The sequence below is a fragment of the Mesorhizobium sp. WSM4813 genome (genome assembly GCF_055811555.1).
Genome location: NZ_JBVVQU010000002.1, coordinates 1 through 23,479 on the forward strand (window position 1 = coordinate 1; position 23,479 = coordinate 23,479).

The window sequence follows — 23,479 nt, forward strand, 5'->3', positions numbered from 1 at the left end:
CCTCCTACAGGAAGTGAATCACGAACGTCGCCTCACTGGAATCCCCTCTCGATTCAACCTGAGCGTCCGACGCTCTAGCGGTCGCCTGAAGCGAAAACCCCGGCAACCCACCGGGGTTTTCATTTGCTAATAATACCAATCCCAGACCCAAACACGCCTGCGAAAGCACCGTCTGCGCGGACGGCCATTTCGCCAGACACGACGACAGATCCTTCTCCAAGCGCGCCGCCGGCGCCGCCGCCTGCGATGCCACCGCCGATGGCGGACCGGCTCCGCTTGAGTATCTTCATCCTCGAAGGCTTCCGTATCCGGCGCGTCGAGTTCATCGAGAATGCCGCTTCTGGCGCCTGGTACACCGGCTACCGCGTTGATTGGCCGAACTGCGCTCGCAAGGGCTGCTGCCCCAGCAATGCCAAACATTCCTGTCAAAAATAATCGCCGATCCATGGAAACCTCCAATCCTCTAGCCAGCGAGACAAGGTTCGCAAACTGAAACATAGCGCAGTCGATACAAAAGCAAAGTAGACCCTATGAATGATATTTAAAGAAGCTTAACGGGTTGGCTCCGCAGACATGTGGCAGCCCCGAAGCGATAACTGCGTCAATTCTCATATGCCGCATTGCACAATCGCGCGGCGTGCGCAAAATGCGGCATGATCCGGAAATCCCTCACCGTCCTGGTGATCGACGAAAACCACATCCGCGCCTCCATCATTGAGGCGGGATTGCGGGAGGCCGGGCATGAGCAGGTCACGGTCGTTCACGATGTTGCCGGAATTGCGCGGCGCATCGCCGAGATCGAACCAGACGTAATCGTCATCGATCTCGAAAATCCCAACCGCGACATGCTTGAAAACATGTTCCAGCTGTCGCGCGTGGTGAAGCGGCCGATCGCCATGTTCGTGGATCGGTCGGATCAGGCTTCGATCGAAGCTGCGGTGGAAGCGGGGGTCTCCGCCTATGTCGTCGACGGGCTGCGCCAGGAGCGCGTCAAGCCGATCCTCGATATGGCGATCAGCCGCTTCAACGCGTTCTCGCGGATGGCGCGCGAACTGGAAGAAGCCCGCAGTGAGTTGGAGGACCGCAAGGTCATCGACCGCGCCAAGGGCATCCTTATGAGGTCGCGCGGCCTGTCGGAGGACGCGGCCTACACGCTTCTGCGCAAGACCGCGATGAACCAGAACCGCAAGATCAGCGAAATCGCGCAGAGCCTGGTGACGGCGGCAGGCCTTCTGGATCCCGGAGAGAGTTAAGCATGGCGGCCGAACACCAGATCAATGCCGGTTTCATACCGCTCTTCGACAGCGCGGTTCTTGTCGCAGCGCGCGAGATCGGCTTTGCCGCGCGCGAAGGCGTCGACCTGACGCTCAGTCGCGAGACATCCTGGGCCAACATCCGCGACCGCATCGCGATCGGGCATTTCGATCTGGCGCATATGCTGGGGCCGATGCCGATCGCCTGCAATCTGGGGCTCACGCCACTCGCCTCCGATACGATCGTGCCGTTCTCGCTGGGACTGGGCGGCAATTGCGTAACGGTTTCGAACGTGGTCTGGGCGGGCATGGCCGCGCACGGCGCCTTGCCCGACGTCGATCCGGCGCGAGCCGGCAAGGCCTTGGGAGCGCTAATCCGTGAACGGGCAAATGCCGGTCGCGATCCGCTGCGCTTTGCGGTCGTGCATCCGCACTCCGGACACAATTACGAACTGCGCTACTGGCTCGCGGCCTGCGGCATCGATCCGTCGCGCGAAATAGAAATCGTCATCGTGCCGCCGCCCTTCATGGCCGACGCACTCGCCGCCGGCAGGATCGACGGCTACTGCGCCGGCGAACCCTGGAACAGCGTCTCGGTTGTCGCCGGCACCGGCCATATCGCCACGGTCAAGGCCGCAATCTGGAAGACCAGCCCCGAAAAAGTCCTCGGCATGCGCAAGGCTTGGGCCGAAAAACACCCTGAAGCCCTTTCAGCCCTGCTGCGCGCGCTCCATCACGCTGCGCGCTGGTGCCAGGATCCGGCAAACCGCGGCGAACTGGCCGCCCTGATGGCGCAGTCTGCCTTCCTCGGCCTGCGTGCGGCAGTGCAGATGCCGATCCTGAGCGGACATCTCCAACTCGGCGGTGGCGCGGAACGAACGGTCGAGGATTTCTTCCTGCCCTTCGACAAGGCCGCCAACTTTCCGTGGAAGAGCCATGCGCTGTGGTTCTACACGCAAATGGTGCGCTGGGGGCATGTCGCGCATACGCCGGAAAACCTCGCTATTGCTCGCGACTGCTACCGCCCCGATCTTTACCGGTCGGCGCTGAAGCCGCTCGGCGTCGCACTTCCCGGCGCCAATTCTAAGGTCGAGGGCGCGCTGGCGTCTGCCACACCTGTCGGCTCCGCCGGCGCCAGTCTGGTGCTCGGCCCCGATGGTTTCTTCGATAGCCAGATATTCGATCCCGACGAGATCGACGCCTACATTGCCGGGCAGAAATTGGCGCGCGCCGAAGCCTGATCATTTTCGCGCCATTCTTGTGCATTGCACAAAAATTATGCGTGCAACGACGCTAATGAACAATCTTTGGCTTGCTCGCCCAGCGGGCCAGCGCGCCCACGATTGTGGCATGCCGTTGATCTCATTGATGTTTGTCATCCATTCCGAAACTGGCACGGTTCCTGCTTTGCAATAGGCAGACTCTTCTCGGGGTCACGGAACAGGCGTCCAATGGCGGGCGCTACAGGCAAAGCTGCCGCTCAGGTCAGCACGCGATCCCGGATGGACGGACGCGCGCGGCCTGGCTGGCGGCTTTTTGTTTTGACCGAACACGCAATCGACGGCGCTGATCCCAAGCAGTGCCCAACGGGAGACGACGATGACGAAACGCATCAAGACTGAAGCCCCTCTTGAGGGCATGACCCGCCGCAATTTTCTGATGGCAAGTGCTGCCACCGCGGCCACCGTGGCGGCGGCACGCGCGCTGCTGCCGTCCGGCGCCTATGCAGCGACGGCAGCGCCGGAAGTCACCGGCGCCAAGCTCGGCTTCATCGCGCTGACCGATGCAGCGCCGCTGATGATCGCCAAGGAGAAGGGCCTGTTCGAAAAATTCGGCATGCCGGATGTCGAGGTGCTTAAGCAGGCCTCCTGGGGCGCGACGCGCGACAATCTGATGCTCGGCGGCGAAGCCAACGGCATCGACGGCGCCCATATCCTGACGCCGATGCCTTACCTGATGCATACCGGCAAGGTGACGCAGAACAACCAGCCGATGCCGATGGCGATCGTGGCGCGGCTCAACTACGACTGCCAGGCGATTTCCGTCGCGCAGGAATATGCCGGCACCGGCGTCGGCCTCGATGCATCCAAGCTTAAGGACGCCTTCGCGGCCAAGAAGGCCGAAGGCAAAGAGGTGAAGGCCGCCATGACCTTCCCGGGCGGCACTCATGATCTCTGGTTGCGCTACTGGCTGGCTGCCGGCGGCATCGATCCCGACAAGGATGTCTCGACGATCGTCGTGCCGCCGCCGCAGATGGTCGCCAACATGAAGGTTGGCAATATGGACGTGTTCTGCGTCGGCGAGCCGTGGAACGAGCAACTCGTCCATCAGGGTGTCGGCTTCACCGCCACCACGACAGGCGAACTCTGGAAAGGCCATCCGGAAAAGGCGCTCGGCCTGCGCGCCGCCTTCATTGACAAGAACCCGAACGCCACCAAGGCGATCCTGATGGCCGTCATGGAAGCCCAGCAATGGTGCGAAGCCATGGAAAACAAGGACGAGATGGCGGCTATCATCGGCAAGCGGCAATGGATGAACGTGCCGACCGCCGACATCATCGGTCGCCTCAAGGGCGACATCAATTACGGCAATGGCCGCGTCGCCACCGGCACTGATCTCTACATGAAGTTCTGGAAGGGCGGTGTGTCCTATCCGTTCAAGAGCCACGACAGCTGGTTCCTCGCCGAGAACATCCGCTGGGGCAAATTCGCGGCGACCACCGACATCAAGGCGGTGGTCGATCAGGTCAACCGCGAAGATCTGTGGCGCGACGCGGCGAAGGATCTCGGCGTCGCTGCGGCCGACATCCCGGCGTCTTCATCGCGCGGCGTCGAGACCTTCTTTGACGGCAAGATCTTCGATCCGGCCAATCCGTCCGCCTATCTCGACAGCCTGAAGATCAAGGCATCGGCCTGACGTCGCCGGCAAGCGGCGCCAGTGGCGCCGCCTGTCACTCCAATGCTCAAGGAGCTTTTTGCGAAAATGTCTGTCCAAGCCATCGAGGACCCCAAGGTGGAGGCGTTCCCCACGCCTGCCAAGCCCGCAGAGGTCGTAGCTTTCACCGCCAAGGTGAGGCGCCGCTTCGATCCCGCCGTGATCGCCGGCAAGCTGGCAAGCACGCTGGTGCCGCCGGCAGTCGTCATCGTCGTCATGCTCGTCATCTGGCAGATCGCCTGCTCGTCGCCCAACGCCAGCTTGCCGCCACCCAGCCAGGTATGGAACGAGGCCTACGATCTGATCGCCCATCCGTTCTTCGACTATGGTCCGCAGGATATCGGACTGGCCTGGCGGGTGCTGATCTCGCTGCAGCGCGTCGCCATCGGCTTCGGCCTGGCTGCAATCGTCGGCGTTGCGCTCGGCGCGCTGGTCGGCCAATCGATCTGGGCGATGCGCGGCCTCGACCCTGTGTTCCAGATACTGCGCACCGTGCCGCCGCTCGCCTGGCTGCCGCTGTCGCTGGCTGCGTTCCGCGATTCCAGCCCATCAGCGATCTTCGTCATCTTCATCACCTCGATCTGGCCGGTGATCATCAACACCGCCGTCGGCGTCCGCAACATCCCCGAGGATTATCGCAACGTCTCCCGCATCCTCAGGCTCAACCAGCTCGAATTCTTCCTGAAGATCATGGTGCCGGCCGCGGCACCTTACATCTTCACCGGCCTGCGCATCGGCATCGGCCTGTCCTGGCTCGCCATCGTCGCCGCCGAAATGCTGACAGGCGGCGTCGGCATCGGCTTCTTCATCTGGGATGCCTGGAATTCGTCGCGGCTGCCCGACATCATCGTTGCGCTCGCCTATATCGGCATCACCGGCTTTTGCCTCGATCGCCTTGTCGCGGCGGTCGGCGCCTTCGTCACCCGCGGCACAACGGCAAAGTGAGGAGAGGGGCGATGACGGCTTACCTGAAACTCGACCATATCGACAAATCCTTCACCCGCGGCGGCCAGGTCAGCGAGGTGCTGAATGACATCCGGCTGACCATCGACAAAGGCGAATTCGTCTCCATCATCGGCCATTCCGGCTGCGGCAAGTCGACCTTGCTCAACCTGATCGCCGGGCTGACCAGAGTCTCCGCCGGCGCCGTGCTGCTCGAGGACAAGGAGGTCGACAGCCCCGGACCCGAGCGCGCCGTGGTGTTCCAGAACCACAGCCTGCTGCCATGGCTCACCGTCTACGAAAACATCAACCTGGCGGTGTCAAAGGTGTTCGGCCGCACCAGGAGCCGGGCCGAACGGCACGACTGGATCATGCGCAATCTCGACCTCGTGCAGATGGCGCATGCCAAGGACAAGCGGCCCGCCGAAATATCGGGCGGCATGAAGCAGCGCGTCGGCATCGCCCGCGCGCTGGCCATGGAGCCGAAGATCCTGTTGCTCGACGAGCCCTTCGGCGCGCTTGACGCGCTGACGCGCGCTCATCTGCAGGACGCGGTGATGGATATCCATTCGAGGCTTGGCTCGACGACGATCATGATCACCCACGATGTCGACGAGGCGGTGCTGTTGTCCGACCGCATTGTCATGATGACCAACGGTCCAGCGGCGACCATCGGCGAGGTACTTGCCGTGCCGCTGGCCCGGCCGCGCCGGCGCATCGAGCTTTCCTCCGACCGGACCTTCCTGCGCTGCCGCGAGGCGGTGCTGAAGTTCCTCTACGAACGCCACCGCTTCGTCGAAGCCGCGGAGTAAGGCCATGACTGAAAAACGCGTCATTATCTACAATTGCCAATCTGCATCGGCAATGGGCAATCTACCGCATTGCACAAATATTACGCTGCTGTGCAAGGCATTCTGACTAAACTTTGATCCGCTGCCGGGCTTGCTCAAAAATCGCGCGGCCGCGGTTCGCATTGATTTCATTCGATAATCTGGAGTGCTGTCGAATTGGCACGCTTCCTGCTTTTCAGAACGTAGGTCCGCAAGGGCCAAGTGACACGGCGTCCAATGGCGGGCGCCACAGGCAAAGCTGCCGCTCAGGTCAATACGCGATCCCGGATGGACGGACGCGCAAAGACCTGACCGGCGGCTTTTTTGTTTTTACGCGATCGACCGGCGCTGGTCCCAAGCGGCGCCCAACCGGAGACGACGATGACGAAACGGATCGGAACTGGCGCGTCCCTCGCGGACTTCACGCGCCGCGATTTTCTGGCCAGCAGCGCGCTGACGGCGGCGCTGTTCACCGCCGCGCTCCTGCTGTTTCCCGTCGGCGCCAAGACGGAAAGCAAGGACCTGACCGCGGCGAGCCCGGTCCCGTTGCACGCACCGATGCCGCGCCGCTGATCATTCACCCGCAACCATCCGCGGTGCCTCCCACGCCGCAAACCGGAGCCAGACCTTGACCGCAAATCTCCCAGCCGCGCCCAGCCAGGACAGTGCTCCCCGGCAGGCGCTTGTGATGTCAACCATCGCCTTCACCGTCTGCTTCGCGGTGTGGACGATCTTTTCAATCATCGGCGTGCGCATAAAGCAGGACCTTGGGCTGAACGAGACAGAGTTCGGCCTGCTGGTCGGCACGCCCATCCTCACCGGTTCGCTCGTGCGCATGGTGCTCGGTGTCTGGACCGACCGTTTTGGCGGACGGCTGGTATACACCGCGACCATGCTTGCGGCGGCGGTCGCGACCTTCCTGCTCGCTTTTGCGCACACCTACGGACAGATGCTGGTCGCCGCGCTAGGCGTTGGGCTCGCCGGCGGTTCCTTCGCCGTCGGTGTCGCCTATGTCTCGCGCTTCTTTCCGGCCGGCAAGCAGGGCACGGCGCTTGGCATTTTCGGTGTCGGCAATGTCGGCGCCGCGGTCACCAAGTTCCTGGCACCGTTCGTGCTTCTCTCCTGGGGCTGGCAGTCGGTCGCGCTGATCTGGGCGGCAGCACTCGTCGTCATGGCCGCCGTCTTCTGGTTCACGACCGGCGACGATCCGGTCATCCGCGAGCGCCGCGCCGGCAAGGCAGCGCCCGCGAGAAGCTTCTTGCAGGAATTCGCGCCGCTCAAGAACCTGCAGGTCTGGCGCTTCGCCTTCTATTATTTCTTCGCCTTCGGTGCATTCGTGGCGCTGTCGCTGTGGTTGCCGCGCTACCTGATCGGCGTCTACGGCTTCGGCATCGCGACCGCCGGCATGATCGGCGCGGCCTATTCGATCCCGGCAAGTATCTTCCGCGCTTATGGCGGCGTGCTTTCCGACCGGATCGGCGCCCGCACCGTGCTCTACTGGACCTTCGCTGTCAGTGCCGTCGCGACTCTCGTTCTGTCTCTCCCCTCGGCAGACTACGTCGTGCACGGCATCAGCGGGCCGATCGCCTTCCATTTCGAGATCGGCCCGCTCGCCTTCATAGCCGTTGCCTGCGTGCTCGGCTTCTTCATGAGCCTTGGCAAGGCCGCCGTCTACAAGCACATCCCGGCTTACTACCCGCAGAGTGTCGGCGCGGTCGGCGGCGTTGTCGGCATGATTGGCGGGCTCGGCGGCTTTATCCTGCCAATCGCCTTCGGCGCACTCAACGACCTCACCGGCGTCTGGTCGAGCTGCTTCATGCTGCTCTTCGTCATCGTCGCCACCTGCTTTGCCTGGATGCACTTCAGCATCCGGCGGATGGAGCGCGCGGCCGCCGCCGAAGCTTCAGGCCTTTCCTACGCGGCTGAGTGAGACCGGAGTGGATCAGGACATGACCCAAAAACTCGTCATCATCGGCAACGGCATGGCCCCCGGGCGCATGCTGGAGCACCTGCTGGAAAAGGCGCCGGACCTCTACCAGGTCACCATCTTCAACGCCGAGCCGCGCGTGAACTACGACCGCATCATGCTGTCGCCGGTTCTGTCAGGTGAAAAGGATTATGAGGAGATCATCATCCATGGCGATGGCTGGTACATCAAGCACGGGATCACCCTCTACAAGGGCCACAAGATCGTCGCCATCGACCGGCAGGCAAAGACCGTCACCTCCGATCATGGCGTGACCGAGCCCTACGACAAGCTCGTCATCGCCACCGGCTCGGTGCCGTTTATAATCCCGGTGCCCGGCCATGATCTGGCCGGCGTGCTGACCTATCGCGATCTCGACGACGTTCGGGCGATGATGCTGGCCGCCCAGTCGCGGGCCAAAGCCGTGGTTATCGGCGGCGGCCTGCTAGGGCTGGAGGCGGCAGCAGGCCTGAACGCGCAGGGCATGGACGTCACCGTGCTGCATGTCATGCCGACGCTGATGGAACGACAGCTCGATCCGGCCGCCGGCTATCTCCTGCAGCGCGCTGTCGAGCAGCGCGGCATCAAAGTCATCACCAAGGCCAACACCCAGGCGATCACGGGCAAGGGCAAGGTCGAGCAGGTGGAACTCGCCGACGGCACCATCATCCCGGCGACGCTGGTGGTGATGGCGGTCGGCATAAGGCCGAACGCCTCTCTCGCCAAGGAGGCCGGTATTGCAGTCAATCGCGGCATCGTCGTCGATGCCGGCATGCGCAGCAACGACCCCGACATCTTCGCGCTGGGCGAATGCGCCGAGGTCAACGGCATGGTCTACGGCCTGGTCGCACCGCTCTATGAGATGGCGCGTGTCGCCGCCAGCCAGTTGGCCGGCGACGAGGCCGCCGCCTTCGTCCATTCGGACACGCCGACCAAGCTCAAGGTTACCGGCATCGAGCTGTTCTCGCTCGGCGACTTCGCCGAGGGCGAGGACCGCCAGGAGATCGTGCTGCGCGATGCCGCCGCCGGCGTCTACAAGCGCCTGGTGCTCAGGGATGACCGCATCATCGGCACCGTGCTCTATGGCGAGACGGCCGATGGCGCCTGGTTCAACGACCTCAAGAAGAAGCAGACCGATATATCGGGAATGCGCGACACGCTTATCTTCGGCCAGTCATACCAGGGAGGCGCCTCCCTGGACCCTATGGCGGCCGTTGCAGCCTTGCCGGATGATGCGGAAATCTGCGGCTGCAACGGCGTTTGCAAGGGAAAGATATCAGGCGCGATCACGGCCAAGGGCCTGACCTCGCTCGACGACGTGCGTGCCCACACTAAGGCGTCCGCCTCCTGCGGCTCCTGCACCGGGCTGGTCGAAAAGCTGATGGTGCTGACCATCGGCGACAAATACAATCCGGCGGCTGTGCAGCCGATGTGCGGCTGCACCACGCTCGGCCATGACGAAGTCCGCCGGCTGATCAAGGCCAAGTGCCTGAAGACCATCCCCGCCGTCATGCAGGAGCTGGAATGGACCACCTCCTGCGGCTGCGCCAAATGCCGGCCGGCGCTCAACTACTATCTCGTCTGCGACTGGCCGGACGAGTATGCCGACGACTACCAGTCGCGCTTCATCAACGAGCGCGTCCACGCCAACATCCAGAAGGACGGGACCTATTCGGTGGTGCCGCGCATGTGGGGCGGCGTCACCAATGCCGCCGAACTGCGCGCCATCGCCGATGTTGTCGATAAGTTCGAGATCCCTATGGTCAAGGTCACCGGCGGCCAGCGCATCGACATGCTCGGCATCCGCAAGGAGGACCTGCCGGCGGTGTGGGCCGATCTCGGTCAGGCCGGCTTCGTCTCCGGCCACGCCTATGCCAAAGGACTGCGCACGGTAAAGACCTGCGTCGGTTCGGACTGGTGCCGCTTCGGCACCCAGGATTCGACGGGGTTCGGCGTCCGCATCGAGAAATTCATGTGGGGTTCGTGGACGCCAGCCAAGGTCAAGATGGCGGTGTCGGGCTGTCCTAGGAACTGTGCGGAAGCAACCTGCAAGGATGTCGGCGTGATCTGCGTCGATTCGGGTTACGAGATCCATTTCGCCGGTGCTGCCGGCCTCGACATCAAGGGCACAGAGGTGCTCGGCCTGGTCAAGACCGAGGACGAGGCGCTCGAGCATATCGTGGCGCTGACGCAGATGTATCGCGAGCAGGGCCGCTATCTCGAGCGCATCTACAAATGGGCCAAGCGCATCGGCATCGCCGAGATCAAGCGCCAGATCATGGACGATGGCGAGAAGCGCAAGGCCTATTTCGACCGCTTCGTCTTTTCGCAGAAATTCGCGCAGGTCGACCCGTGGTCGGAACGCGTTTCCGGCAAGGACAAGCACGAATTCCGGCCGATGGCTTCGGTCGGATTCGCGCAGGCGGCGGAGTGATCATGATGAACTGGGTATCAATCGGGTCGATATCAGACATTCCACGCCGCGGCGCGCGCTGCGTCGCAACGCCTCAAGGCAAGGTCGCCGTCTTCCGCACCGCTGACGATCAGGTCTTCGCTATCGACGACCATTGCCCGCATAAGGGCGGACCGCTCTCGCAGGGCATCGTCCACGGCGCGGCGGTGACCTGTCCCCTGCACAATTGGGTGATCTCGTTGGAGACCGGCAAGGCGCTCGGTGCCGACGAAGGTGCGGTGCGCACCGTTCCGGTGCGGGTCGAGGGCGAGCGTCTGTTCATTGCGCTGGAAACGCTGGCCAGCCGCGCGGCTTGAATCATGAAGATCGACGAAGCGCGCGAGGTGAGGACCACCTGCCCCTATTGCGGGGTCGGTTGCGGCGTGCTGGCGAAGGTCGCCGCGGACGGTGAGGTAACCGTTCGCGGCGATCCTGACCATCCGGCGAATTTCGGCCGGCTCTGTTCCAAGGGCTCGGCGCTGGCCGAGACGATCGATCTTGACGGCAGGCTGCTCTATCCGGAGATCCACGGTCACCGCACCGGCTGGGACGAAGCGCTCGACCTCGTCGCCTCGACCTTCTCCCAAACCATTGCCCAGCACGGCCCCGATTCGGTCTCCTTCTACGTCTCCGGCCAGTTGCTGACCGAGGATTATTATGTCGCCAACAAGCTGATGAAAGGCTTCATCGGCTCGGCCAATATCGACACCAATTCGCGCCTGTGCATGGCCTCGTCAGTTGCCGGTCACCGCCGCGCCTTCGGCTCCGACACGGTGCCGGGCAGCTACGAGGATCTGGAACTCGCCGATCTGATCGTGCTGGTTGGCTCCAATCTCGCCTGGTGCCATCCCGTGCTCTACCAGCGCATTGCCGCTGCCCGGGAAAAACGGCCCGAGATGAAGGTGGTGCTGGTCGACCCGCGCCGCACGATGACATCAGATATTGCCGACATGCATCTGGCGATCGCGCCGGATGGCGACGTCGCGCTGTTCACAGGGCTGCTCGCCTATCTCGGCCAGCATAACGCGGTGGACCGCGCCTATATCACGGCGCACACGACCGGCTTCGGGCAAGCCCTTTTTGCCGCCTCCGCGCTCGACCTTGCCGACGTTGCCGTAGCCACGGGCGTTGGCGAGGACGAGCTTATCAGCTTCTACAGCCTGTTTGCCGCGACGGCGAAGACGGTGACCGTCTACAGCCAGGGCGTTAACCAGTCGTCCTCGGGCACCGACAAGGTCAACGCCATCATCAACTGTCATCTCGCCACCGGCCGCATCGGCAAGCCCGGCGCCGGGCCGTTTTCGGTGACCGGCCAGCCTAACGCCATGGGCGGTCGCGAGGTTGGCGGCATGGCCAATATGCTGGCCGCCCATATGGAGATCGAAAATCCCGAACATCGCGACCGCGTGCAGCGTTTCTGGAGCGCGCCGACTGTCGCCGAAAAACCCGGCCTGAAGGCGGTCGAAATGTTTCAAGCCGTGGCCGACGGGCGAATCAAGGCGCTGTGGATCATGGCGACCAACCCGGTCGATTCGATGCCGGACGCCGATGCCGTCGAGGCGGCGATCAAAACCTGCCCGTTTGTCGTGGTGTCGGACGTGCTGGCCATGACCGACACGGTCCGCCATGCCCATGTCCGGCTGCCGGCTGCCGCATGGGGCGAGAAGGACGGCAGCGTAACCAATTCGGAGCGCCGCATCTCGCGCCAGCGGGCTTTCTTGGCCACGCCCGGCGAGGCACGAGCCGACTGGTGGATCATCGCCGAAGTGGCCAAGCGGATGGGTTTTGGCGAAGCGTTTTCGCATGCGTCGCCGGCTGAGATTTTCGCTGAACATGCCGCGCTGTCGGCCTTCGAGAATGACGGCGTCCGCGATTTTGACATCGGCGCGTACGCCGGTGTTGACGCGGAGACCTACGAGGAGTTGGCGCCTTTCCAGTGGCCAGCGCCGAGCCAAGGCACCCCCCTCTGGCCTGCCGGCCATCTCCCCCTCAAGGGGGGAGATCGGATGTCACCGTCGTTTTCGCCAATCGCTACCATTGCAGAAGAGGCAACGTCGGCAAAACTGCCAATCTCCCCCCTTGAGGGGGAGATGGCCGGCAGGCCAGAGGGGGGTGCCTGGGCTCGGCGACCAAAGGGTGGCGCTGGCAGCACCCGCTTCTTCGCCAACGGCGGCTACTACACGCCGGACCGCAAGGCGCGTTTCATCACCATCCGCCCAATCGCGCAAACCCGCACCAGCCCGGACTATCCCCTGGTGCTCAACACCGGACGGGTTCGCGACCACTGGCACACCATGACGCGGACCGGCAAGAGCCCGCGGCTGTCCCAGCACATGGCCGAGCCCTTCGCCGAAATCCACCCGGCGGATGCGCAGCACTTCGGCATCGGCGATGCCGACATCGTGCGCGTCTCGACTGTGCACGGCGAGGTGCTGGTTCGCGCGCTGGTGACAGCGCGGCAGCGGCCGGGATCGATTTTTGTGCCAATGCACTGGACGGACCAGTTCTCAGCGCGCGCTCGCGTCGATGCCCTGGTGGCGCCCATCACCGATGCGATATCGGGCCAGCCGGCCTCGAAGAATGTTGCCGCCCGCGTGGAACGCTTCGCTGCCGCCGCCTTCGGCTTCGCCGTGCTTGCCGAACGGCCGGCCTCGATCGACGCCGACTATTGGAGCCTCGCCCGTTGCGCCACCGGCTGGCGCCTCGAGCTTGCATTGGAAGCTGGCCGGGATTGGCCGGTTTTCGCAGCTTCGCTTCTTGGCGCGGACGCGCAAGGCGAGACGCTCGCCTATCATGATGTCGCCGGCGGGCACTATCGCTTTGCCCACTTCGCCGGCAGCCGGCTGGCTGGCGCGCTCTATCTTGCGCCCAAGCCGGTCGCGGTGTCGCGCAGCTGGACGGTGGAGCAGTTGAGTGCGGACCACGCCGATCGGCGCGGGCGGCTGGCGATCGTAGCCGGGCGGCCGGGCGGCAATACCGTCGATCGTGGCGCCGTCGTCTGCTCCTGTTTCGGGGTCGGCGCCAATCAGATCGCGGAAGCGGTGCGCGGCGGCTGCACCAGCGTCGAAGCGATCGGCGCCACCCTGCATGCTGGCACGAACTGCGGCTCCTGCCGCGCCGAGATAAGGACCATCATCGAGGCGCGACGCCTTCAAGCGGCGGAGTGAGGGCGTCGAGAAACTCGGTCACGCCGCGCCTCGACGCTTACCAGCAATTTACAAACCATGGGCTACCAACGTCCTCATTCGATTCGTTCCGAACAGGACCCTTATGAGCAAAGCCCTCACTTCATTCGCATTGGTTGCCATATTGACGGCTTTGCTGATGGCGCTCAGCCTGGCAGTGGCCAGGCATGGCTATCCCTATGGTGCGATCGGCGCAAAACGCCTGGACGACGTCGCCGATGCCGGAACGTTTATCCCGCTTGCATCAGTCTACTTCTTCAGCGCACTGCTGATGATGATCCTGCCGATCAGAGCCGCCGGCGTCGTCCTGACGAACGCCGCGGATGCGGTCTTCTGGACAGTCATCGTGTTGTTCGCGGCTATCATTGGCGGCCTCGCCGCCAGATGGGCTTTCGATCGAAGCAATATCCTGCCGGCACTGCTGAATTGGCGCTTCCTGTTTGTCGCAGCGATCGTCGGATGCCATCTCTTCATGAACGAGCTGCGCCGCAATATCCTGCTGAGAAGCCTGTTCTTTGTCGTCTTCGCCGCTGCGACGCTGGCCTGCCTGTTCTGGTCGTTCACCATCTGAGAACCCGTGCAGGCGCTGGGTTTGACGGCTCAATTCTTGTCGACCGGTTTCGAACGCATGCGCGAAACGGTTTCGCGTTCGGCCCGCTTCGACCGCATCGGCGGCAGGCCGCGGTCGATCAGGTCCATGTCTTCCAGCACCATGTCGCCCATGCGCTTGAAAGCGATGTCGAGTGCACCGGCCCGGTGGGCGGAGCGCAGGAAGCCGGGCAACATGCGGACAGGATGATCCTGCGCCAGCGGCTCTTCCGGAAATACGTCGCTGGCGGCGACGATGTGGCCGCTGCGAACGGCGTCCATCAGCGCCGGAAAATCGACCACGCCGGCACGGCTGAGCAGGATGAAGGCGGCTCCCTTGCGCATTCTGGCAAAGGCCTCGGTGCCGAGAAAGCCCTGATTTTCGCTGGTCACCGAAGCGACGACAAAGACGAAATCGCTGGTTGACAAAACCATGTCGAGCGTAGCCGGCTCGACGCCGTTCTCGATCAGGATTGACGGCGGCAGCCACGGATCGAAGACCTTGGTCCGCGTGCGAAAGCCTGACAGCAGCCGGTTGAGCGCACGGCCGAGATCGCCAAAGCCGATAATGCCGACATCCGCGCCGGAGAGAAGCCGCGCCGTGCGGTTGCCGTCGCCGCCCCACAGCTCCTTGCCCTCACGAAAGGCGAGATCGGCGTCGACGATGTCACGGGCGAGGTTGAGTGCCATGGCAAGGCCGAGCTCGGCCACCGGCTCGGCAAACACCAGGCCGGTGGTAACAACATGGATGCCGCGCGAAAAAAGCGTCTCATACGGCATGTTGTTGATGAGGTTGCTCTCGACGTTGAAGACGCAGCGCAGTGTTCGCATCTTGTCGAGCGTCTCCGGCGCGATCGGCGGCTGGCCGACAATGTAGCGCGCCTCGGCGAGCAAATCGGGCGGCAGGGCCGCGACGCCTTCGGGCGACGTCTCGACGATACGGTATCTGGCGCGGAATCTCGCCAGTGCCTCGGGCGTGAAAATCAGGTCGAGCGTGCGTGGCTCGGGCGCGCTGATCACCAGCGGCAACGCGCTGTCGGACATGGCAGTTTCCTCCTGGCGCGATCCGCGTCGCACCACACTGAGAATTATGGTTACCACCTCGACACCTAAGCAGGCTTGCGAGGCTTCGCCTGCATAGGTTTTTGTTTTGTCGCAGGTTTCTATCGGAAAACCGTGGGACACTATTCCGAAACCTGCTTAGCACATGCCGGTCGAGGAGGAGAACTTTGCCGCCGGCGGCCTTGCGGTGTGGCGGCCGGTGGTCCAGATAGACGGCAATCGAAGGACGACAAGGAAGACAGTGACATGATCCCGATTCGAAAGAACCTCATCGATGGCGAGTGGGTGGGCGATGCCGGCTCCCGCAACATCAACCCGTCCAATCTCGACGACGTGGTTGGCGAATACGCCTCGGGGGACGCCGAGCAGACGCGGCAGGCCATCGCGGCGGCGAAAGCGGCATTTCCGGCTTGGTCCCGATCGGGCCTGTTGGCACGCCATGCGGTGCTGAGGAAGGCGTCGGACGAGATCACCGCGCGTAAAGATGAAATCGGCCGGGCGTTGGCGCGCGAAGAAGGCAAGACGCTGGTCGAGGGCATTGGCGAGACTGTGCGGGCCGCCCAGATCTTCGATTTCTTTGCTGGTGAGACGCTGCGCCTGTCTGGCGAGCTGGTTCCAAGCGTGCGGCCAGGCGTCGGTGTCGAAATCACGCGGGAGGCGGTCGGCGTCGTCGGCATCATCACACCGTGGAATTTCCCGATCGCCATCCCGGCATGGAAGATTGCTCCGGCCCTGGCCTATGGCAACACCATCGTCTTCAAGCCGGCCGAGCTGGTTCCGGAGAGTGCCTGGACCATTGTCGATATCCTGCACCGCGCCGGCCTGCCGAAGGGGGTGCTCAATCTCGTCATGGGCAAGGGTTCGGTGGTCGGCCAGGCCATGCTCGACAGCTCTGACCTCAATGCTATCACCTTCACCGGCTCGGTCGGCACCGGCAAGCGCGTGGCTGCCGCGAGCGTAGAGCACATGCGCAAGTTCCAGCTCGAAATGGGTGGCAAGAACCCGCTTGTCGTGCTCGACGATGCAGATCTTGCCGTCGCCGTCGACTGCGCGATCAATGGCGCATACTTCTCGACCGGCCAGCGCTGCACGGCATCGTCCCGCCTGGTGGTGACGGATGGCATCCATGACCGCTTCGTCGACGCGATGAAGGATCGCCTGGGCAAGCTGGTCGTAGGCGACGCTCTCGATTCGAAAACCCAGGTCGGACCGGTGGTCGACCAGAGCCAGTTGAAGCAGGACGAAGACTATATCGCCATCGGTCGCCAGGAAGGCGCCGATCTCGCCTTCGGTGGCGAGCGGCTCGATCGCGAAACCCGCGGCTTCTACCTGCAGCCGGCGCTGTTTACGCAAGCCACCAACGCCATGCGCATTTCACGCGAGGAGATTTTCGGGCCGGTCGCCAACGTCATCCGCGTCAAGGATTATGACGAAGCGCTGGCGGTGGCCAACGACACGCCGTTCGGACTGACGTCGGGCATCTGCACGTCGAGCCTCAAGCACGCCACGCATTTCAAGCGCAACTCGGAGGCCGGCATGGTGATGGTCAATCTGCCGACGGCGGGCATTGACTTCCATGTGCCATTCGGCGGCCGCAAAGGATCGAGCTACGGCCCGCGCGAGCAAGGCCGCTACGCAGCGGAATTCTACACTACGGTAAAGACCGCCTACACGTTCGCCGGCTAAGTAAATCTAGCCAGACGAAATCGAACGCCCCTCCCAGTAAGCGCGAGTTGCTGGGGGGGCGAACGTTTTCGTGCCCGACACGACAGCAACAGCTGGGCAGCAGCTGTCATTCAGCAGGTGTTCTCGGGCTCGCCGGCTGCGACAGCCAGCCGCCGCTGAACCCGGCCTTGAACAGGCCGCGACGGATATGCGGACTCGAGCGCATCAGGTTCCAGATCAGGCGCGAGCGGTGGTTTTCGATCATCAGCACGACGATGCCCTGGTCCAGTCCGTAATGCGCATCCGATATCCAGCCGTTCGGCCCGAACGTCCGCCGGTTCGCCAGCGTCGGGTTGAAGCCGCTCGGCATCCTGAAACTGTCGACCACCTCAGGGTGGCGCTCTCTGAGGTGACGCAGCGCCGGCAGGCAGATTTCCGGCGCGAAGGGCAGCGATGCGAGATACGACCACGGCGCTATCGTTCCGTCATCAGGGCCGAACGGTGCGCCGCGCGCCGCATAGCCGGAAAATTTGCGCGGCCGCCGCTCGATTCGCACGCGGAATTTGCCGGGTCCGTCACCCGCCGAAAGACCCCAAAGTCCTTCGCCGTAGCCATCGTAGCCAGAGGGATTGTGCCGCGCATACTCCCGGTGAAGGTAGGTCGCGCGGCGGCTGTTTTCGAAATAGTCTGAGTTCTTCTCCCGCATGAACGCGTCCCGAATGCCGTCGAAGTCGATCCAGGCATGCGAGAACTGGTGCATGAACAGCGGGCCGCCATAGAGCACATCGTAGCCGTAGATGTTTTCCCACTGATATGTCGCCGTCCAGCCGGCATAACTGTCGTCCGAGGCTGGCTTGTCGGGGGCGGCCATTGCCAGCACGTAGAGGATCGCCGCTTCGTTGTAGCCTTCCCAGCCATAACGCAGAAAACCGCTCTTCGGCTTCCAGCCCTGTCGCAGGGTCGGACTGCTGCCTTGCATCCATCGCCAGTCGACGCGCCGGTAGAGCATTTCTGACAGGTCGCGAATTTCGGTTTCGTCGTCAGTGTCGCCTGTGAAATAGGCTCCAGCCGCGAGCACGCCGGCGATCAGCAGCGCCGTGTCCACCACCGACAACTCGCATCGCCAGGCGCGCAGGCCGGTCCGTATATCGAGGAAATGGTAGTAAAAGCCTTTGTGGCCGGTAACGTCCTCGCCATTGCCTTGCCGGCTGTTCCAGAAGAACCGCAGTGCGGCAAGCGTCAGCTTCAAGGCTGCGTCGCGTATCATCCAGCCGCGCTCGACCCCGACTGGATAGCAAGACAGGGCAAAGCCGACGACCGCGATGCTTGCCGGCCAATTTGGCCGCGAGGTGTCGGCGACCAGCCCGTTTTCCGGATTCACGGTTTCCAGAAAATAGCCGAAGGCGGCGCGCTGGAAGCGGTCGAGCAAGTCTTCGTCGGACAGTGGAGGCTCGACCCTAAGCAAGTGACGGGAACTCCGGCCTAGCGGCTCTGGCGGTAAATCGCCCGACTTGCTTCAATAGGTGGCCCGGCCGCCGGAAACGTCGAAGACGGCAGCCGTCGTGAAGGAGCATTCCTCGGAAGCAATCCATGAGATCAGCGCTGCCACCTCCTCTACCTCGCCAAACCGCGCCATCGGTATCTTCGAGAGCATGAACTCGATGTGCTGCTGGCTCATCTGCTGGAAGATCGCGGTGCGCACCGCCGCCGGCGTGACGCAGTTCACTGTCACCTTGGTCTTGGCCAGTTCCTTGCCCAGCGACTTGGTCAGGCCGATCACCGCCGCCTTGGACGTGCTGTAGGCAGAGGCATTCGGGTTTCCCTCCTTGCCGGCGATCGAAGCGATGTTGACGATCCTGCCATAATTGCGCTCGAGCATGTGCGGAACAAGCGCCTTGTTGCAGAAGAAGACGCCGTTGATGTTGATGTCGATGACCCGGCGCCAATCCTCCACCGAATAGTCCCAGGTCGTCATGTTCGGTCCGGTGATGGCCGCACTGGTGACCAGGATATCGACCGCGCCAAGGGCATCGATCGTCTGCCCGGCAGTCTGTTCGACCGCTACGGGATCGGCGACGTCGACAGTCACGCCGTGCAAGTCGGCAATGACAGCCTTGGCCTGCTCGATCTGGGTGGGGTCACGATCCCAGACGCAAACGCGTCCGCCCTCTTCAACGATTCTTTGCGCGACAGCCAGGCCGATGCCCGAGGCGCCGCCGGTGATCACGGCCGATCGTCCGGCAAACCGTCCCGCGAAACTCATCGGCATGTGTCATCCTCCCAATCGGCGGCGAATGTGGAGTCAACCGCAGAGAAGTTCAAGTCGGGATTGGCGCCTTCGAGCAGGTTCATGCTTGGCCACGAAGCGGTAGGAAAAGCCACGGCAGGGCTAGAGCGCCGGGCTAGCTGGAGTTACGCCGCACGCACCGGGTTCAGACGTTCTTGATCGATTTCCAATGGTTCAGCCGCTCCGCGATCAGCTCTACTCGTCGCTGGTTGTCGCGCCCGTCCAGGATGCTCAAGTCCTCCGGATCGGCGCGCAGATAGACACCGGAGGTGCGGGCGTTCAGTTTTGGCTGTGTGTCGGCTCGTGTGGTGAAATACCCGGACGCGCGATCGGCGGACTCCAGCCGGATCTCTCCCGTCCCGTACAACTGCGACGCGTTCGCATCCAAGGGCCGTTCTCCATTCCAAAAATAGAAGATGCCGGGAGGCTCCTTTCTCTCCTTTACCGCCTCGCTCCAGTATCTGGCTGACAGACTGCCATTCTCTTGCCATGAGCGGCCGGCCAACTCCAGCGCACCATCGCGGCCTCGCGAGATACGCAAGAGGCTCACGGCGGACGGCTCCCTCGCGGAGCGCTCCGTCAGGGAAAACTGCCACCAGAAGCCCTCTATGCGGGCGACGCGACTTTCATTCTCGATCGCATTCCGAAGCTTTTGGTTGATCGCCCTCATCTCCGCGCCGGTCGTCGCCTCGCCATACCTTACGGAGGTGAGGCCGAGGAGATCGCTTGGAAGCTTGGAGCCATTGGCATGGAGGATGAATGTTCGGCGCATTCCGAGGACTCCGCCGAAAAGGCCGGCTTCGAAGACCACATTGTCTCGCGGTGAGGCTTGAGCGGATACGGGAGCAGGCGATGCCGGCAGAGCCGTGCTTGTCCAGTCGTCCTGGGCGAACACAAAAGCAGCGAAGTCGACTTCACGCGTAAGCTCGAGGAGGCGCTCCAGTGTGGTTGTCCCCGGATTGAAGGATGTCGTCCAGGGTTCCACATGCGCGATGTCTTCAAGACCGCGTGTCAGCGCCTGCAGCAGTTTCTTCTGCTTCCCCGACGAGCCGAGGAAGATTCGAGGTTTGTCCATCCGTTTGCTCCAGCCCAGCAGATCGGGACGACCAGCGTCTGCCAATTATCCTTGCGGTCATCATCTGGTTTTTCCCGACATAGCGTACGCGGAGGGCCTCATTCATTGCAACGGATGCAAGGAATGCCGGCTGCTATTTTTCGGTCCGGTGCTGAAAGAACTGCAGAAACAGTTCCCGCGCGGTGGTGATGCCGAGCTTCTCATAAACACGGTGGCGATGGTCCTTGACGGTGCTGACAGTGATGCCCAGCCGTGCGGCAATGTTTGGTCCAGAAGCCGGCCGGGATGCTTGGGTTCTTGCCGCACGGCCTGTCGTGGCCTTCTACCGCCCTCCCGGGGCCTTATGGCTGTTTTTGCCTCATTTGGGTGACAGGCTGTAGGGGATGGGTTATATTGCACTGCACAATGGAAGCGTTCGCGCATGGCGCGGCGGCGAATCGGCATTGAACTGCATGGACGGGAATTCGCTACCGAGATGAAGATTCCAAAATCTCTGTTGGTCGACCCGGAGAAGAGCACGGTCTATGGCACATTTGCTGTTGCCATCTCCATTTGGGCGTTCTCCTACTCCTCCGTTTTCGGCCAGATCCTGATCCTGGCCTATTATGCGGTCTGGCTTCCCCTCATCCTGGTGGACTACCGGCGGCTGTTGCGACATGTCTCCAGCGCGTGGCTGCCGCTGGCGTTTGCAGTCTACGTCTGCCTCTCGGTGTTCTGGTCGGATGCCCCCGGCATCACGTTGAGAACGGCAATCCAGTATTGCTCCCATATCGCCTGTGCCTACATCGCCGCGCGCACCGTCAGCGTCCGGACGTTGACGATAGGCTCGCTGATCGGAGTGTTTCTCGTCCTGCTCTATTCGCTCATGGTCGGGGGTTATTCCTATGATGTCCTCGACGGGACGTATAATTTCACTGGCGCATTCAGCTCCAAAAACCAGATCGGCTTTGTGGCGTCCCTCGGCATCTATTTTTGCGTTGTCTTCCTGGCCTTTCTCAGGCGCGGCCGGATAAGCCTTTTCTTAACGGCGCCCGTCCTCGTCCTGTCGGCGTATCTGCTGGTCATTTCGCATTCGGCCACCTCGATGGCTTCGATACCGGCAGTTCTCGCTCTGGTCGCTCTGCTTGCCATGGCCAAGAAGCTTTCGCTCCGCTACCGACGGGTGATTTTCCTGGTCGGCGCATGCGGGCTGGTCGCGGTCACCGCGGTTGCCTTTGCGGGACTTCTGGATTTCGTCCTTGGCGTCTTCGGAAAGGATTCCACGCTCACCGGACGGACCTATCTCTGGGACCAGGGTTGGAATGCGGCGCAGCAAGCGCCGATCCTCGGCGTCGGCTATGCGGCCTATTGGGTGCAGGGTTTCGCCGAGGCCGAGCGGCTTTGGAACGAATTCTACATCACGGCCCGAAGCGGCTTCCACTTCCACAACACCTATATTGAAGCCCTCGTCGAGCTTGGCTATGTCGGGGCGACGCTGATTTCGCTGATCATCGTGCGCACGCTGTGGGGCCACATATCGGCGCTGATATTCAGGACGTGGCAAGCCGAGTCTGTGATTCTTGCCGGCGTGATGGTGCTTCTGTTCATCCGGTCCTTCGTCGAGGTCGAGACCCTCAACCCCTACATCATGGGCTCCTTCCTCCTGTACTACAGCTACTTCAAGCTGGTGAGGGTGCCCGTCGCTCGTCCTCGGTGGACTGCGGCCAGCCTCGCGGACCCAGAAACCGCAAAGAGCTAAGAAAACGCTGGAGGTCGCCGTGATTTTCGTCTGTTAAAAATGGCGTCAAACATAGCCACTCCTCGCTGAGGAGCGTGCATCTATGCGGACGGCCTTGGCATGACGCTCCCTTTGAGCGTCAGCTGATGTTTGGGTATTCGATCGCTTGAAGGTCTATTGGCTAGCCATTGGCGCCAGCTTCACCTTGATCACGTCCCCTGGCAGCACGGGCGTGTCTTCGCTGGCGGCGATTTCGCTGGTCTTGCCGTCGACCACCCGAACCAGGGCAAACGACATCGTTGGCTCTTCGCCGTCGCGATAGCGTTGCAACGCCGGGTCCCCCGCCATGGCTTCGGCCATCAGTCCGGTTTGCATGTTCATCTTGAGCATCGTCGCACTGAGATCGGCTTCTACCTGTTGCCGATCGGCGGCGAGGCTCGCATTCTGGGTATTTTCCAGGTCGATGGCATCCTGGTTGGCCTTGCTGATCGACTGCTTGGCGGTAAGGATGGCCGTGTCGTAATCCAGGATCTGGCCTTCTAGGTCGGCGATCGTTTGTTGCGAAGTCAGAACCCGCGTGTTGACGACAAGGCCTTTCTGCGCCAGCGAACCGATACCGCTGAGCTGTTCCTTTGCGAGGTCGACCTGCCGCTGCTGGTTGACGATCTTTTTCTGCAGCGAATCGATCTCGCTCTGCAGCAGCTTCTTCAAATCGTCGAGCGCCTGAAGGCGCAGTTTGAGCTTCTTTTGATCAGCCGTCAGGATCGCCATCTCGTCGGCAACGATGCTTGCCAGGTTCGGATCGTTGGCCACCTCCTTAGGCACGTCGAATGACGGCTTGTCCGCGATCTCCGCTTCGATGCGTGCCCGCCTGACGATCAGCCGGACCCGTTGGTCTTGGAGAACGTCAAAATCGCCCTTGGCATTGATCATGTCGCGATCGTACCGCTGTCCTTCGGGGGCCCGCCGGACACCGCCGGCGATGCTCATCGCCCTCAGGACGGTCAGATCAGGCACGTAAGGATACTGGCCAGGCGTCTGGACCTCCCCGGAAATGTAGAACGGCCTGTACTGCGCCATTTCGACGGAGGCTTCCGGCCGGTCCGCCAGAGCGAGCTTGCGCTGGAGCGCCTGGCCGATCGCTGCCGCGATCTCGGATGTGGTCTTGCCGGATGCCGGCATTTCGCCGACGAACGGCACGGACAATGTTCCGGCCGGGCCGACTGTGTACTCTCCATTGACGGCCGTCCAGTCGCGGAACGTGCCTTCAACGGTCTGCCATTCGGCCACGCGGATGGTCAGCTTGTCCTGCGATCCAAGGCGGTACTCATCGGCGGCGGCGAGTTGGGGAATGGTGAGCGCCAGCGCGAGGCAAGTGGTCATAAGCCGCATCCGCCGCATGCGATTGCCGGCGCAGGGGGTTTCGAAGGTATTTGTTTTCAACTGAACGTTTTCCGATCCGTTTTAGCCCCGCCCGATGAAACTTGCTGCAGAATGTTTGGCGCGTGGACTGTCACTCCTCC

The 23,479-nt window shown here is 62.6% G+C and carries 19 protein-coding genes and 1 pseudogene; 14 read left to right on the plus strand and 6 right to left on the minus strand.

Features of this window, described 5'->3' with window-relative positions; translation table 11 throughout:
- Nucleotides 1-258 precede the first annotated feature (258 nt).
- The 12 genes from AC0L25_RS01085 (at nt 259) to AC0L25_RS01140 (ending at nt 14,133) form a co-directional block, all read left to right on the plus strand.
- Complete coding sequence (locus tag AC0L25_RS01085; protein WP_473593821.1) at nt 259-435, plus strand: hypothetical protein; 177 nt, start codon at nt 259-261, stop codon at nt 433-435.
- Between the two features lie 218 nt (nt 436-653).
- Nucleotides 654-1,253 (plus strand): ANTAR domain-containing response regulator, encoded by a 600-nt coding sequence (locus AC0L25_RS01090; RefSeq protein ID WP_023796771.1) that lies wholly within the window; start codon nt 654-656, stop codon nt 1,251-1,253.
- A 2-nt stretch (nt 1,254-1,255) separates the two neighbouring features.
- Entirely contained in the window at nt 1,256-2,494 is a 1,239-nt protein-coding gene (locus tag AC0L25_RS01095; protein WP_473593822.1) for a CmpA/NrtA family ABC transporter substrate-binding protein, read from the plus strand.
- A gap of 358 nt (nt 2,495-2,852) precedes the next feature.
- Entirely contained in the window at nt 2,853-4,169 is a 1,317-nt protein-coding gene (locus AC0L25_RS01100; protein ID WP_473593823.1) for a CmpA/NrtA family ABC transporter substrate-binding protein, read from the plus strand.
- A 66-nt stretch (nt 4,170-4,235) separates the two neighbouring features.
- Nucleotides 4,236-5,132 (plus strand): nitrate ABC transporter permease, encoded by an 897-nt coding sequence (gene ntrB, locus AC0L25_RS01105; RefSeq protein ID WP_473593824.1) that lies wholly within the window; start codon nt 4,236-4,238, stop codon nt 5,130-5,132.
- A gap of 11 nt (nt 5,133-5,143) precedes the next feature.
- The gene (locus tag AC0L25_RS01110; protein WP_473593825.1) at nt 5,144-5,941 is read left to right on the plus strand and encodes an ABC transporter ATP-binding protein; all 798 of its coding nucleotides are present in this window, start codon (nt 5,144-5,146) and stop codon (nt 5,939-5,941) included.
- 399 nt (nt 5,942-6,340) lie between these two features.
- A complete protein-coding gene (locus AC0L25_RS01115; protein ID WP_473593826.1) occupies nt 6,341-6,532 on the plus strand; it encodes a hypothetical protein in 192 nt (63 codons plus the stop codon).
- A gap of 115 nt (nt 6,533-6,647) precedes the next feature.
- Nucleotides 6,648-7,889, plus strand: a complete 1,242-nt coding sequence (locus AC0L25_RS01120; RefSeq protein WP_198032594.1) for an MFS transporter — start codon at nt 6,648-6,650, stop codon at nt 7,887-7,889.
- Between the two features lie 19 nt (nt 7,890-7,908).
- Nucleotides 7,909-10,359 (plus strand): nitrite reductase large subunit NirB, encoded by a 2,451-nt coding sequence (gene nirB / locus AC0L25_RS01125; protein WP_473593827.1) that lies wholly within the window; start codon nt 7,909-7,911, stop codon nt 10,357-10,359.
- On the plus strand, nt 10,359-10,694 hold the full coding sequence (gene nirD, locus AC0L25_RS01130) for a nitrite reductase small subunit NirD (RefSeq protein WP_473593969.1): 336 nt from the start codon (nt 10,359-10,361) through the stop codon (nt 10,692-10,694). Before nirB ends, nirD begins: the two co-directional genes overlap by 1 nt.
- A gap of 3 nt (nt 10,695-10,697) precedes the next feature.
- Complete coding sequence (locus AC0L25_RS01135; RefSeq protein ID WP_473593828.1) at nt 10,698-13,544, plus strand: nitrate reductase; 2,847 nt, start codon at nt 10,698-10,700, stop codon at nt 13,542-13,544.
- A gap of 103 nt (nt 13,545-13,647) precedes the next feature.
- A complete protein-coding gene (locus AC0L25_RS01140) occupies nt 13,648-14,133 on the plus strand; it encodes a hypothetical protein (RefSeq protein WP_473593829.1) in 486 nt (161 codons plus the stop codon).
- Nucleotides 14,134-14,162: 29 nt separating this feature from the next.
- On the opposite strand, the gene AC0L25_RS01145 is transcribed toward AC0L25_RS01140, so the two are convergent.
- Nucleotides 14,163-15,194, minus strand: coding sequence for a hydroxyacid dehydrogenase (locus AC0L25_RS01145; RefSeq protein ID WP_473593830.1), 1,032 nt, complete (start codon nt 15,192-15,194; stop codon nt 14,163-14,165).
- A gap of 264 nt (nt 15,195-15,458) precedes the next feature.
- Between AC0L25_RS01145 and AC0L25_RS01150 the strand changes: the two genes are divergently transcribed.
- Entirely contained in the window at nt 15,459-16,898 is a 1,440-nt protein-coding gene (locus AC0L25_RS01150; RefSeq protein ID WP_473593831.1) for an aldehyde dehydrogenase family protein, read from the plus strand.
- A gap of 106 nt (nt 16,899-17,004) precedes the next feature.
- Here the strand turns inward: AC0L25_RS01150 and AC0L25_RS01155 are convergent, their stop codons facing one another.
- From AC0L25_RS01155 to AC0L25_RS01170, 4 genes and pseudogenes are all read right to left on the minus strand, one after another.
- Nucleotides 17,005-18,342, minus strand: coding sequence for a glucoamylase family protein (locus AC0L25_RS01155; protein WP_473593832.1), 1,338 nt, complete (start codon nt 18,340-18,342; stop codon nt 17,005-17,007).
- Nucleotides 18,343-18,393: 51 nt separating this feature from the next.
- Complete coding sequence (locus tag AC0L25_RS01160; RefSeq protein ID WP_473593833.1) at nt 18,394-19,146, minus strand: SDR family NAD(P)-dependent oxidoreductase; 753 nt, start codon at nt 19,144-19,146, stop codon at nt 18,394-18,396.
- A 163-nt stretch (nt 19,147-19,309) separates the two neighbouring features.
- Nucleotides 19,310-20,284, minus strand: coding sequence for a TIR domain-containing protein (locus AC0L25_RS01165; RefSeq protein WP_473593834.1), 975 nt, complete (start codon nt 20,282-20,284; stop codon nt 19,310-19,312).
- Nucleotides 20,285-20,372: 88 nt separating this feature from the next.
- Nucleotides 20,373-20,501: pseudogene (locus AC0L25_RS01170) on the minus strand (LuxR C-terminal-related transcriptional regulator); the annotation flags it as partial.
- A gap of 213 nt (nt 20,502-20,714) precedes the next feature.
- On the opposite strand from AC0L25_RS01170, the gene AC0L25_RS01175 reads away from it, so the two are divergent.
- Entirely contained in the window at nt 20,715-21,977 is a 1,263-nt protein-coding gene (locus AC0L25_RS01175; protein WP_473593970.1) for an O-antigen ligase family protein, read from the plus strand.
- A 153-nt stretch (nt 21,978-22,130) separates the two neighbouring features.
- Here AC0L25_RS01175 and AC0L25_RS01180 read toward each other — a convergent pair whose 3' ends face one another.
- On the minus strand, nt 22,131-23,339 hold the full coding sequence (locus tag AC0L25_RS01180; protein ID WP_473593835.1) for a polysaccharide biosynthesis/export family protein: 1,209 nt from the start codon (nt 23,337-23,339) through the stop codon (nt 22,131-22,133).
- Nucleotides 23,340-23,479 lie beyond the last annotated feature (140 nt).